We start from the raw sequence: 14,544 nt of genomic DNA, 5'->3' as shown, positions 1-14,544 counted from the left end.
GCAAGTCAATAGCGATACGACACGGTCCCCAGCACGTTGCGGCGATAGCCGTAGTAGCAGGTGGTCGCGCTGCCGCACTGGCCGATGTACTCCTTGTCGAACAGGTTGCTTGCGGTCAGGGCGAAACGCCAGTGGCGATCGAAGGTGTAGTGGATGGCCGCGTCGGCCAGCCACACGGACGGCACCTTGAAGGTGTTCGTGCTGTCGCCCCAGCTCGAGCCGATATAGCGGGCGCCCGCCCCCAGGCCGAGCCCCTTCGCGACGCCGGCCCGCAACGTGTAGTCGACCCACAGCGATGCGACGTGGCGCGGACGGTTGGTTGGCGTCTTGTTCAGGTCGGGACCGTTGCTCTTGGTCACTTCCATGTCCATCAGCGTGTACGAGCCGATGGCCTTCAGGCCGTTCTCGAAGTCCAGCGTGCCTTCCAGCTCGAAGCCGCGCGAGCGCTGCTCGCCGGTCTGGATCTGGAACGTGGGCCGCACCGGATCGCGCGTCAGCACGTTTTGCTGGCGCAGGTCGTAGACCGCCGCAGTGATGAAGCTGTTCAGGCCCACCGGCTGGTACTTGACGCCGATCTCGGTCTGCTTGCCCGTGGTGGGCTTGAACGGCGAACCGCCCGCGTCGGTACCGGCCTGCGGCTGGAACGAGGTCGAATAGCTGATGTAGGGCGTGATGCCCAGCGGCGCCTGGTACAGCAGGCCCAGGCGATAGGTGAAGTCTTCCTGGTCGGTTCGCGTGCGCGTCGGGGTCTGCGCCGTGGGCGTGATGCGTGTGGACGTGGTGTTCGAGTCGGCCCAGTCCTGCCGGCCGCCGACCACGAAGGTCAGGCGGTCCGTCAGCTTCATCTGGTCCTGGAAGTACACGCCAAGCTGCCGCTGCGACTGCTCGACATTGGTGTACGAGGTGATCGGGTTGATGCTGGAGCCATAGACCGGATTGAACGGGTCGATCAGCCCCAGGCCGGCGCCCACGGTGCCGAAGCCCTGGCGGTCGTCGAAGTCGCCGTGCTGGTAGTCGATGCCCACCAGCAGCGTGTGCCGAACCGGACCGGTGGCGAAGTCCGACTGCAACTGCGTGTCGATGCCGATGGTATCGAGCTTGCCGCTCGAATCGAGCGAGCCGCGCCGCAGCTGCGTCATGGCCGGCGAGGCCCAGCCAACCGCATAGACGCCGTTGTACGCCAGGTTGCTGTGCATGTAGCGCACGTTCTGGCGCACCTTGAAGGTGTCGTTGAAGCGATGCTCGAAGGCGTAGCCGATCGCCATTTCCTCGCGATCGAAGTTGTTGAACGCCGGCTCGCCGGTGAAGAACGACGAGGATATCTTGCGCCCGCCGACCGTCGGGATGATGGTGCCTTCGCGCGGCAGGAAGTTGATGGCGGTGCCCTGCTTGTCGTGCTGGTAATGGCTCAGCAGCGTGAAGGTCGTATCCGCCGACGGGCGGAAGGTGATCGAGGGCGCGATAAAGACGCGATCGTCCTTGGCGTAGTCCGTCTGCGTGTCACTGTCGCGGAACAGGCCGGTCAGGCGGTACAGCACGGTCTGGTTCGCGTCGACGGCGCCGGACAGGTCGAAGCTCGCCTGTTTGCGATCGTGCGAGCCGTATTGCAGGTTCACCTCGCGCAGCGTCTCGGCCGTGGGCCGCTTGCTGACGAGGTTGACCAGGCCGCCCGGCGCGTTGGCGCCGTACAGCACCGAACTCGGGCCGCGCAGCAGCTCGACGCGTTCGAGGCCGTAGGTTTCCACGCGTGGCATCAGGTACCCGCTGGCGTAGTAGTTGACGTACAGGCCGTCCATGTACTGCCGCGCGGAGAAGCCGCGGATCACCGGCTTGTCGTAGCGCGCTTCCGCGACGTTGTCGCCGATCACGCCGGCCGAGTAGGCGAACGCGTCCGACAGGTTCTGCACGCCGCGATCTTCCATCTGCTCGCGGGTGATCACCGAGATCGACTGGGGCGTCTCCGCAATGGGGGTATCCGTCTTGGTGGCCGTGGCGCTGCGCCGTGCCACATAACCGCCCACCGGGCCGGTGGCGGTTTCCGCGGAAGCGGCCCGCACCGTGACTTGTGGCAACTGCCCCGTGGCCGGGTCAGTGCCCTGCTGCTGTGCGTGCGCGCTTCCCGCAAGCGCGAACAAAACCAGTACCGCCCGCCGGATTTCAGTCCGGCTGGAGTGAGACACCCGTTGCATGAGACTCCCCTTTCTTCTTCGTTGCTTCTTCGTTGTGGTGACGTCGGCGGGCTAGGCCGATCATCAATTGCGAATAATAATGATTCGCAATTATTGCTTGACGGCGTCTATAGAGCAATACCTTGGTGGTGGGGTAACTACAGCGCGTTGTTATCCGTCTCTACCGGACCAGGCCCAGCTCCGGCATGCGCCGCGCCCCGGCCACCGACCGTCCTGCACCGGAGACAAGCCCTTGATTGCCGAGCTCGCGCCCTTCTTTCCCGGCCAGTTGCGCGCCTTCGGCGAGGGGGTCACGGCGCAGCCGGCGGCGCGCGATGCCTGGCCGGGAACGCGCCTGCTGGAACCGGATGCCCTGTCGCGACGGCTCGCCCAGTACGGCGCCACGCTGGGCGGCGGCGATCCGCCGGCCATCGCCTCGTGGTGGGCGCGGCGCTATTGCCTGCTGGTGTTGCCCCCGGTGCTGGTGGCGGCGGCCGTATGGCGGCGCGCGGCGCCGGTTGCACTGCCTCAGGTCCAGGTTGCCTTCGCTGCCGATGGCCGCATCCAGCGGCTGCATCTGGAATCGGAATCGATGGACCGGCCCGGCGCTTGGCCGGCGCAGGACAGTCTCGACGCGTGCCTCGCGCCACTGACGCGCGAGCAATTCGGGCCGGTCTTTGCGGCGCTCACCGGCGTGTCGAAGGTCTCGCCGCGGGTGTTGTGGAGCCATGCGGCCGAGATCGCCCACCGGGTCGGCGCCGCGCTGCTACCGCATCCGGCGCTCGACGGCGAACGGCGCGCCGCCATCGCCGAATGGCTGGTCCGGGAGACCGGCGACAGCGGCGCCGTTCACCCGTACCGGTCGCCCTACCGGCCCGCCCGGCCGCCATCCGCCGGGGCGCACGCACCGTCCACCGACCGCGTGCGCCGCGTGTGCTGTCTCAAGTACCGCCTGCCCGCCGACGACTACTGCGGCGTCTGTCCGCTGCTGCGCGAAACCGGCGCGCCCCCCCGCTAAATTCCACCTCCGCCGGTTCGTCTCCCCTCTGTTACCCGGGCCTGTCGTACCGCAACGCGGATGCGCTGGCGCACCCGGGGGCCGATGGGCCGCCACCCTTTTCCGAAGGACAGCAATGACACGCGAGACGCTGCTCGACCAACTCTGGCACCTGACGCACACCCGGCCCGACGCCACCGCGCTGACCGTACTCGACGACGACCATCCCGAAGGGCTGGCCTGCACCTATCGCCAGCTCTGGTCGCAGGCCGCGCACTGCGCCAGCCGGCTGTCGACGCTGGCCGGCCCCGGCGACCGCGTGATGCTCGTCATGGACACCGGCATGCATTACGTCAGCGCCTTCCTCGGCTGCCTGCTCTCACGCATGGTGGCGGTGCCCGCGTTCCCGCCGGAATCCCTGCGGCCCCAGCATCTGGCCCGGCTGAACGCCATCGCCAAGGATGCGCAGCCGCGCGTGGCCGTCATCGACACCGCGCTGTCCCGCGGCTGGGCCGAGGCGCTGCCGGCCGGGCAGTTGTCCACGCTGGATCTTTCAAGCGGCGAGGTGCCGGACAGTGCCGCGGCATCGGCGTTCGCGCCGCCGGCGGTGCGCCCGGAAAACCTGGCTTTCCTGCAATACACCTCGGGCTCGACCGCGACGCCCAAGGGCGTGATGGTCACGCACGGCAATATCGTGGCGAACCAGCATGCCATCGCCAGCCAGTTCGGCACGACGGCGGACGACATCATGGTCAGCTGGTTGCCGCTGTATCACGACATGGGTCTGATCGGCAGCCTGCTGCATCCGTTGTACATGGGCGTGCCGCTGGTGCTGATGTCGCCGGGGTACTTCCTCCAGCGGCCGCGCCGGTGGCTCGACGCCATCGATCGCTTCGGTGCCACCATCAGCGGCGGGCCGGATTTCGCCTACCGGCTCTGCGTCGAGCGCATTCGCGCGGCGCAGGCGGAAGCCTTGTCGCTGCGCAGCTGGCGCATCGCGTTCTGCGGCGCCGAGCCGATCCGTCCAGATACCCTGCGGGCATTCGCGGATCGCTTCTCTGCCGCGGGACTCGATCCCGGCGCGCTCTATCCCTGCTATGGGCTGGCCGAAGCCACCCTGCTGGTCAGCGGTGGCCGGCCCGGTGCCGGCGCGACCGTCACCGCGTTCGACGACGCCGCGCTGGCCGCCGCCCGTGTCATCGGCGGCGCGGAGGGCATGCGGCTGGTCGCTTGTGGCGATACCGCACCGGGCCATCGCGTCGAGATTCGCGATCCCGAGACCGGTCGTGCCGTGGCCGACGGCGCGATCGGCGAGCTCTGCATCTCCGGCCCCAGCGTCACGGCGGGCTACTGGCAGCGCCCGGATGCCGCCGCGCAGGTCTTCGGCGAGGACGGCACGTGGCTGCGCAGCGGCGACCTCGGCTTCCGCCACGACGGCCAGCTCTATATCGCGGGGCGCCTGAAGGACCTGATCGTCGTTCGCGGGCACAACGTGTATCCGCAGGACATCGAGATCGCGGTGGAAGCTGGCGTGGACATCGTCCGCAAGGGCCGTGTCGCGGCCTTCCCCGCCACCGTTGCAGGCGCCGAAACCATCGGCATCGCGGCCGAGATCGCACGCGGCGCACTGAAGTTCGGTTCCCCCGAAGCGGTCGAGCGCGCCATACGCGAGACCGTGGCGCAGGCATGCGGGGAGCCGCCCGGGCTGGTGCTTCTTCTGATGCCGGGCGAACTGCCGAAGACGACCAGCGGCAAGCTGCAACGCTCGCGCTGCCTGCCGGCCTGGCGCGCCGGGCAACTGCAGGTATGGGCCGCCTTCGAGGCCGGCATGCGGGCCGGCGACGAATCCTCTCCGCCGGGATCGTCCGTTCCCGCCTTCACCACCGCGCAGGCGCGGCTGGCAGCCCTGTGGCACGAAGTCCTCGGCGTTGCCCCCTCGACGCCGCGCGACAGCTTCTTCGCGCTGGGCGGCGACTCGGTCAAGGCCGTGCAACTGGTCGCGCGGATACGGGAACGGCTCCATGCCGGCTATGCGTTGCAGGACCTGTTCGCCGAACCTGCGCTGCGCGACGGCGCCGCGATGCTGGATCGGCTGTGCGCGGACGGCTCCGTCGCCGCGCAGTCGAAGATTGCGCGCCAGCAGCGCGACGGCGACGCACCGCTGTCCGCGGCGCAGCGGGGCCTGTGGGTGCTGTGGTGCATGCAGCCGGACAGCGGGGCCTACAACGTCTCCGGCGTGCTCAAAGTGCAGGGGCGATTCGACGACGAGGCACTGCGGCGCACGGTCGACGCGCTCGTGGCCCGGCACGAGGCGCTGCGCACGATCATCGCGCTGGACCAGCACGAGGAACCGCGCCAGCGCGTGCTGGCATCGTACCGCTGCGACATCGCGACACTCGATCTGCGAGCCGCCGGGCAGAGCGGCGACGCCGACAGCAATGGCGAAGGCAATGCCGAATACCTCGCCCGCTCGCGTGCCCGCACGCTGAGCGAGCAGCCGTTCGACCTGCTTGCCGCGCCTGCCTTGCGCATCGCCAGGCTCCGCGTGGCGGACGAGCGCGAATGGCTGTCCATCACCATGCACCACATCGTCTCCGACGGTTGGTCCATGAACGTACTGATCGGCGAGTTTGCGCGGCTCTATGAGGGCTTTGCACGAGGCAATCCCGTGCAGCTTCCCGCGCTGCCGATCCGGTACACCGACTATGCCGCGTGGCACCGTGACCGTCTCGATGGCGGGGAGCTGGAACGCCAGCTCGCCTACTGGAAGTCCAGCCTGGGCAGCGAACCAGTCGTGCTGGACCTGCCTTGCGACCGCGCACGCCCGGCCGTGCCTTCCTGTCGGGGCAGCGCCGTCGACTTCAGCGTGGCCCCCGCACTGGCGGGCCGGCTGCGCGCACTCGCCCGGCAAGCGGATACCACGCTCTTCACCGTACTGCTCGCGGCCTACAAGGTCCTGCTCCATCGCCATACCGGGCAGCGCGACCTGCGCGTCGGCGTGCCGGCGGCCAACCGCGGCCATGTCGATACCGAAGGGCTGGTTGGCTTCTTCGTCAACACGCAGGTGCTGCGCACGGAAATCGATGGCACGTTGCCCTTTGCGACGGTCCTGACGCGCGTACGCGAGGCGGTGCTGGAGGCCCAGGCCAACCAGGACGTCCCGTTCGAGCTGGTGGTCGACGCACTCCAGCCTGACCGGAATCTCGCGCACAACCCACTGTTCCAGGTCAAGTTCAATCAGGCGCTGGCGATTGCCGCGCCGGCCCGGCTCGCTGGCCACGCCGTCGAGGCGGAGCAGATCGAAGGGGATGTAACGCGCTTCGACCTTGCGCTGGACGTGAGCGACCAGCAGACGACGATCAGCGCCAGGTTTTCCTATGCCACGGACCTCTTCGAGCGCGAGACCGTCCAGCGGTTGCAAGGCCATTACGTCGCCATCCTCGAACAGGTCGCCAACGACCCGCAGGGCGTTGTAGGGGCGCTGGCATTGCCGTGCGGAACTGACGGACGCCTGATTGCGGAGGCGTCTGCGGAAGCGGTGGATGTCGTGACCGCGTGGCGGCGTAACGTTGCAGAGGATCCTTGCACCGTTGCGCTGCAAGTTGGGGACGCCACGCTGACGCGGTTGCAGGTGGACCGGCTGGCGAATGCCGTGGCGCAGGCGCTGGTGGCGCGAGGCGTTGGTGTGGAGTCCACGGTGGGGCTGTGCGTGGAGCGTTCGTTCGCCTTTCCCATCGGTTGGCTTGGCATATTGAAGGCCGGTGCGGTCTGCGTGCCGCTCGATCCGGGTCAGCCGGTGGAACGGCTGCGGCAGTTGCTGGAGGATGCGGGGGCGGGCGTTGTCGTCGGGAGGTTGGAAGGTGTCGAATCGATCGATCCGGATGGGCTGGCGCCTGTGGATCTCGCGCCTGCCGTAACCGTCGTTCCCGACCAGGCGGCCTACCTGATCTACACCTCCGGCTCGACCGGCACGCCCAAGGGTGTCGTCGTCAGACACGGCGCACTTGCACACTATGTCTGCGGCGTGCTGCAACGACTGAACCTGCCTGCCGACGCCTCGATGGCCATGGTGTCCACCACGGCCGCCGACCTCGGGCATACCGTGCTGTTCGGCGCTCTGTACAGCGGTCGGACGCTTCACCTGCTGCCGCACGATCACGCGTTCGATCCCGACCGCTTCGCCGCCTACATGGCGCGTCATGGCGTCGGCGTCCTCAAGATCGTGCCCAGCCATCTACGTGCCCTGCTCCAGGCCGGTAAGCCGGCGGATGTGCTGCCGCATGCGGCATTGATTCTTGGCGGTGAGGCGACTTCCGCCGATCTGGCGCAGACGATTCGTACGCTGAGGCCGGATTGCCAGCTGTTCAACCACTATGGCCCCACCGAGACCACGGTCGGCGTGCTGACGCACCACGCGGTAGAAGTCGAGGACGGCCCCGTGCCGACCGGCAAGCCGCTTCCCGGCTCGCACGTCTACGTGCTGGACGCCGACCTGAACCCCGTTCCCGCAGGCGTCGCGGGTGAACTGTACATTGGTGGACCGCAGGTGGCGCGCGGCTATCTGAACAGGCCGGGACTCACAGCCGAACGCTTCCTGCCCGATCCCTTTGTTTCGGGTGCCCGCATGTACCGCACCGGCGACCGCGTGAAGGAAGACCGCCAAGGCCGCATCCACTATCTTGGCCGTGCCGACGAGCAGGTCAAGATTCGTGGCTACCGCGTGGAGCTCAACGAGATCGCGCACATGCTGCGCACACAAGCCGGGGTGGTCGATGCCGCCGTGCTAGTTCGCGATGAGAAGCTGGTCGCGTACTGCGTGCTGACGGACACCGACCCCGCCACGCTCAAGGCCGCGCTAAAAGCCCACCTCCCCGACCACATGGTCCCGGCGCAAATCGTGCCGATGGACCGCCTGCCGGTCACGCCTAACGGCAAGCTCGACCGCCGCGCACTGCCCGAGCCCGTATGGGAGACGCAGGGCTACGTCGCCCCGCGCAACGACACCGAAGCCTTGCTCGCGCAGGTCTGGCAAGACGTGCTCGGCGTCGAGAAGGTCGGCATCACCGACAACTTCTTCGAGCTCGGCGGCGATTCGATCCTGTCCATTCAGGCCGTCAGCCGCGCGCGGCGTGCCGGGCTGCGCTTCACGCCCAAGGACCTGTTCCTGCATCAAAGCGTGCAGGCGCTGGCGCAGGTCGCTACGGCGGTCAAGAGCCCATCCGTGACGCAAGCCGTGCCGCGTGGCGACGTTCCGCTGCTGCCGGTACAGACGGCCTTCTTCGAATCGGCCATCCCGAACCGGCACCACTGGAACCAGTCGGCGTTGCTGCGGCCGGTGAAACCCTTGGATACGTCCGTGCTGGACAGGGCCTTGCACGCGGTAGTCGCACACCACGACGCGCTGCGCCTGTCCTTCACCCAAGTGGATGGCCAATGGAAGCAGCACTATGCCGACGCAGTGCCGGCCGATCTGCTGTGGCAGCAATCCGTCGCCGATACCGCCGAGTTGACCGACGCGTGCTGCCGCGCCCAACAGAGCCTGCGCCTGGACAGCGGGCCGCTCCTGCGTGCGCTGCACCTGCGGCTGCCAGATGGCACCGAGCGCCTGTTCCTTGCCATCCACCATCTCGCGGTCGACGGCGTCTCCTGGCGCATCCTGCTCGAAGACTTGCAGGCCGCGTATGCGCAGGCAGCACATAACCAAGCGATCGTGCTGCCCGCTCGTACAACCTCTTATCAGGCATGGGCCCGAGCCTTGATAGCGTATGCACGGCAAGACGCCGTGTTGAAGCATGTCGGCTACTGGCTCGCCCAGCAGGCGCCCACCTTGCCCTGCGACCGGCAGCCGCATCAAGACCGCATCGCCGACGCCGACACCCTGACCCTTCGCCTCTCCCCCGAGCGCACCCGTCTGCTGCTCACCCAGGCCCACGCCGCCTATCGCACGCAGATCAACGACCTGCTGCTGAGCGCCCTCTCGCAAGCGTTGGGCCAGTGGGCCGGCACCGACCGCGCCGGCATCCTGCTCGAGGGCCACGGCCGCGAAGCCTTGTCCGAGTCCACCGACCTGTCCCGCACCGTCGGCTGGTTCACCACCGTGTTTCCCGTGGCGCTGCCGGTGCTGCACGATCCGGCGCAGTCGATCCGCCAAGTCAAGGAAGCGCTGCGCGCCATCCCGGCCAACGGTCTCGGCTACGGCGTGCTGCGTTACCTCGGACCGGAGGCCGTGCGGCACGAACTCGCTGCACTGGATCTGCCCCGCCTCACCTTCAACTACCTCGGCCAGTTCGACCAGGGCTTCGGCGACGACGCGCTGTTCGCGCGCGCCTCCGAGCCGCACGGCGCGCCGCGCAGTCCCGACGCGCCGCTTGGCAACTGGATCACCGTCAACGGCCAGGTCGCGGCCGGCGCGCTCGAACTGGACTTCGCCTTCAGCACCGCCCGCTATGACCGCGACACCGTCGCCGCGCTGGTGCGCGCTTGCGAGGCAGCACTGGACGCCACCATCGACCACTGCCTGCAAGCGCCGGCCGGTGCGCTGACGCCCTCCGACGTGCCGCTGGCCGCGCTGACGCAGGCCCAACTGGATCGGCTGCCGCTCGATCACGCGCAGATCGACGACCTCTATCCCCTGACCCCCATGCAGCAGGGGATGCTGTTCCACACCCTCTACACCCCGGAAGCCGGCATCTACGTGAACCAGCTTGCCATCACGCTCGATGGCCTGGACGCCCCGCGCTTCCAGCGCGCCTGGGACGAGGCCGTCGCCCGTCACGAGATTCTGCGCACCAGCTTTATCCAGCTCGACGGACAGGCGCTGCAAGCGGTGCACCGCCATGTGCCGTCGCCGGTGTGCATCGAAGATGCTATCGAATCAAGCGTTGATGCCATCGCCCTCAACGAACGCCAGCGGCCCTTTGCCCTGGACACCGCCCCGCTGATGCGCGTGCGCCTGGTGCGTACCGAACCCCAGCGCTACCGCATGATCTGGACCAGCCACCATCTGCTGCTCGACGGCTGGAGCACTGCCTGCCTGATCGGCGAAGTCCTGCAGCGCTATCACGGCCAGACGCCGCCCGCCTCGCCGGGCCGCTATCGCGACCATATCGCGTGGCTGCAGCAGCAGGACGCCAGCGCCAGCGAAGCCTTCTGGCGCCAGCGCCTGCAAGTGCTGGAGATGCCCACGCGGCTGGCCGATGCCATCCCGGTGCGCCATCCCGCCAAGGGCCACGCGGTGCGCCGCACGAGCCTCGATGCCGCCGCGCTCGCTACGTTGCAGCGCTGCGCGCAGCAACAGCACCTGACGCTGAACACGCTGCTCCAGGCGGCGTGGATCGTCGTCCTGCAGCGCTATACCGGCCAGCGCGCCGTCGCCTTCGGTGCCACCGTCTCGGGTCGTCCCGCCGCCCTGCCCGGCGCCGACACCATGCTGGGGCTGTTCATCAACACGCTGCCGGTGATCCAGGCGCCGTCTGCGGAGCAGTCCATCGGCAGCTGGCTGCAAGCGCTGCAAGCCGAGAACATCGCGCTGCGCGAGCACGAACACGTGCCACTGTTCGACATCCAGCGCTGGGCCGGCCTTGGCGGGCAGGCGCTGTTCGACAGCATCCTCGTGTTCGAGAACTATCCGGTCGACGCGGCCCTGCGTGAACGCAACCAGCACGGATTGCAACTGGGCGAGGTCGACCATGCCGCCACCACCAACTATCCGCTGACGCTGGTCGTCTCCGCCGGCGAGACGCTAGAGATCGTGTGCAGCTATGCCGCGGACCTCTTCGATGCCGAAACCATCGAACGCATGCAGCGGCACTACGTCGCCATCCTCGAACGGATTGCCACCGGTCCCGACGCGCTGGTCGGCACGCTAACGCTGCTCGATGGGGTCGAGCAACATCAGTTGCGCGACTGGAATGCCGCGGATGCCCGCTTCCGCCATGCGGACCCGGTGCATGTGGCCATCGCGAGACGAGCCCGGATGCAACCCGATGCGGTGGCGGTACGGTGTGGGAACAAGATCATGAGCTACGCGGAGCTGGATGCGGCTTCGCATCGTCTCGCTCTCGCCCTGCATAACGCTGGCGTTGGACCGGAGACGGTTGTTGGCGTAGCGCTGGACCGGTCGCCCGAACTGCTCGTTCGCCTGCTCGCCGTATTGAAGGCTGGCGCCGCCTACTTGCCACTGGATCCGGAGCTTCCCTCGCATCGCATCGCTTACCTGCTCGACGATGCCCGCGTGTCCATGATCCTGACGACCGGTGATCTGGTCGACCGCATCCCAAGCGGTTTGCCGACGGTGCTAATGGAGGATGCTGGTGAAGAGGACGGAACACTGCCTTCGGTCAGCCCCCATCAACTCGCCTACCTGATCTACACCTCCGGCTCCACCGGTACCCCCAAGGGCGTCGCTGTCGAACACGGCCCCTTGGCCATGCACTGCCACGCAACCGCCGTGCAGTACGGCATGACCCCGGACGACCGTGAGCTGCACTTCCTCTCCTTCAACTTCGACGGCGCCCACGAGCGCTGGCTCGTGCCCCTGATCGCCGGCGCGCAAGTCGTGCTGCGTGACGACGAACTGTGGAGCGCCGAGCAGACGCTGGACGCCTTCCGCCAGCACGGTGTCACCAACGCGGGCTTCCCGCCCGCCTATCTGCAGCGACTGGCGGAAGCCGCCACACCGGGCTCGATCTCGATGCGCCTGTTGTCCTTCGGTGGCGAGGCGATGTCGCGAGAAAGCTTTGCCCGCATCCGCCGCACCTTTGGCGCCCGCACGCTGATCAATGGGTATGGTCCCACCGAGGCCGTCGTCACGCCGCTGGCATGGGTCGCCTCGCCCGAGGATGAGTGCACGGCGCCGTATGTGCCCATCGGCCGTCCCGTAGGCACCCGTACTGCGTACGTACTCGATGCCGACCTGAACCCCGTTCCGGTCGGCGTCACCGGCGAACTCTATATCGGCGGCTTCGGGCTGGCGCGCGGCTATGTCGGCAGACCCGCCTTGACCGCAGAGCGCTTCCTGCCCGACCCCTTCGCCGCGGGTGCCCGCATGTACCGCACCGGCGATCTGGTGCGCCGGGCCACAGACGGCAATATCGAGTACGTCGGCCGTCTGGATCATCAGGTCAAGATCCGTGGCTATCGCATCGAGCCGGGCGAGATCGAGGCCCGCCTGCGGGCGCATCCGGCGGTGCGCGAGGCGGTCGTCGTGCCGCATGACGGGCCGGGTGGCAAGCAACTGGTCGCTTACGTAGTTCCCACCGATCCGCAGGACGATCCGGCCGCAGCGGTCCGTCGTCATCTGGAAGACTGCCTGCCGCCCTACATGGTACCGGCGCAGTGCATCACGCTGGCGCGCCTGCCGGTCACCGGCAACGGCAAGCTGGATCGCCGCGCACTGCCCGAGCCGGTATGGGAGACGCAGGGCTACGTCGCGCCGCGCAACGACACCGAGACCCTGCTCGCGCAGGTGTGGCAGGAGGTGCTCGGTGTCGAGAAAGTGGGCATCACCGACAACTTCTTCGAGCTCGGTGGCCATTCCCTGCTGCTTACCCGTCTTGTGTCCCGGCTTCGGGCCGACCTCGGCGTCACCCTGACCCTGCGCGAGGCGATGGAATTGCCGACGGTCGAACAGCTCGCACTGTGGGTCGCCATGCGCAAGCCGTCGGAGCAGAAAGCCGCCGCCGCGCAGCAATTGCAGACCTTCGATGACCTGATGGCCGACCTTGAGGCTTCGTAATTGATGACAGACCAGCAAGCCAGCCGCGAGCTTATCCGGCGTTTCATCAGCCTGAGCCCCGCCAAGCGGACCCTCCTCCTGCAGCGGCTGCGCGATCAGGGCGTCGAGTTTTCCGTGTTGCCGATCACCCCCGACTGGAGGGCCGGCGACGCGGCATTGCCATTGTCCCCGGCGCAGCAGCGCATGTGGTTCCTGTGGAAGCTCGATCCCGAGGGTAGCGCCTATCATCTCGCGGGCATGCTGCGACTGCGCGGCACGCTGAACGAAGCGGCGCTGCGCCAGACCTTCGACGCGTTGGTCGCCCGCCACGAAAGCCTGCGCACGACCTTCCACCAGGAGGGCGAGGCCGCCGTGCAGCGCATCCATGCGCCGGCGCCCTTCACCATCGCGGTATCCGACCTGACCGCCACGGACGCCACTGCCCGCGACAGCCTTGTCCAGTCGCTGGTCGATGCCGAGGCACAGGCCCCCTTCGACCTGGAGCGCGGGCCGCTGCTGCGCGTGCGCCTGCTGCGCCTGGCCGACGACGACCATATCCTGCTCGTCACCATGCACCACATCATCTCCGATGGCTGGTCCATGAACGTGATCGTCGACGAGTTCGCCCGCCTCTACGAGAGCTTTGTGCTCGGCACACCGGCACGGCTGGCCGACCTGCCGATCCAGTACGCGGACTATGCCGCCTGGCAGAAGCAGTGGCTCGAAGCCGGCGAACTGGAGCGCCAGCTCGCTTACTGGAAGGAACAGTTGGGCATGGACCCGGTGGTGCTCGAACTGCCAACCGACCGACCCCGTCCCGCCGTGCCTTCACATCGGGGCGGCGCCGTTTCGTTTTCACTGGAACTGCCACTGGCCGACAAGCTGCGCGCCGCGGCCCGACAGGCCGACACCACGCTCTTCACCGTGCTCTTGACGGCCTTCCAGGTCCTGCTCTACCGCTACACCGGCCAGCGCGATCTGCGCGTGGGCGTGCCCATCGCCAACCGCAACCGCGTCGAGACCGAAGGCGTGGTCGGCTTTTTCGTCAACACGCAGGTGCTGCGCACGCAGATCGACGGCACGCTGTCGTTTGCCGTGCTGCTGCGGCAGGTGCGCGAGACCATGCTCCAAGCACAGGCGCATCAGGAACTGCCCTTCGAGCAACTGGTCGAGGCCCTGCAGCCCGAGCGCAGCCTCTCGCATAACCCGCTGTTCCAGGTCATGGTCAACCATCAGCGCCGGGATCTGCGCGCGCTGCGGCAGTTGACTGGCTTGGCGCTGGAGAAGGTCGAGCGCACTGCCAATGCGGCCAAGGTCGATCTGGCGCTGGATACGCAGGAGGACGAGGCGGGGGGTCTGGAAGGCGTGTTCGGCTATGCCGCCGACCTGTTCGATCACGGGACCATTGAACGGCTACAGAAACACTATGTCGCCATCCTTCGGCAGATCGCGGCCAATCCCGATGCGCTGGTCGGCACGCTCGGACTGCTCGACGAGAGCGAACAACAGCAGATGCGCGAATGGAATGCCGTCGATGATCGCTTCCGCGAGGTCGAGCCGGTGCATGTGGCCATCGCTAGACGAGCCCGGATGCAGCCCGACGCGGTGGCCGTGCGGTGTGGAGACAAGACCCTGAGCTACGCGGAGCTGGATGCGGCGTCCCA

At 67.7% G+C, this 14,544-nt stretch carries 4 protein-coding genes; 3 read left to right on the top strand and 1 reads right to left on the bottom strand.

The features are described from left to right. Window positions 1-5: 5 nt before the first annotated feature. The gene (locus LDO27_RS00020; protein ID WP_224038873.1) at window positions 6-2,057 is read right to left on the bottom strand and encodes a TonB-dependent siderophore receptor; all 2,052 of its coding nucleotides are present in this window, start codon (window positions 2,055-2,057) and stop codon (window positions 6-8) included. 364 nt (window positions 2,058-2,421) lie between these two features. On the opposite strand from LDO27_RS00020, the gene fhuF reads away from it, so the two are divergent. From fhuF to LDO27_RS00005, 3 genes are all read left to right on the top strand, one after another. Continuing rightward, window positions 2,422-3,186: a siderophore-iron reductase FhuF gene (fhuF, locus tag LDO27_RS00015; protein ID WP_224038871.1), complete on the top strand. Its 765-nt coding sequence runs from the start codon at window positions 2,422-2,424 to the stop codon at window positions 3,184-3,186. A 115-nt stretch (window positions 3,187-3,301) separates the two neighbouring features. Next, window positions 3,302-12,901 carry a non-ribosomal peptide synthetase gene (locus LDO27_RS00010; RefSeq protein ID WP_224038869.1) on the top strand — a complete coding sequence of 3,200 codons (9,600 nt, stop codon included), beginning with the start codon at window positions 3,302-3,304 and terminating at the stop codon, window positions 12,899-12,901. A 3-nt stretch (window positions 12,902-12,904) separates the two neighbouring features. Further along, window positions 12,905-14,544: condensation domain-containing protein (locus LDO27_RS00005; RefSeq protein ID WP_224038867.1), on the top strand; the 1,640-nt coding region annotated here is incomplete at its 3' end.

Origin of the sequence: Cupriavidus respiraculi (assembly GCF_914271545.1) — a bacterium.
Classification (GTDB): domain Bacteria; phylum Pseudomonadota; class Gammaproteobacteria; order Burkholderiales; family Burkholderiaceae; genus Cupriavidus; species Cupriavidus respiraculi.
Note: the sequence above shows the minus strand (reverse complement) of the source record. Positions and strands in the feature narration are given on the sequence as shown.

Bases quoted from the DNA above. Each gene is read 5' to 3' on its own strand.
- LDO27_RS00010 (WP_224038869.1), top strand. From the start codon at position 3,302: ATGACACGCGAGACGCTGCTCGACCAACTCTGGCACCTGACGCACACC.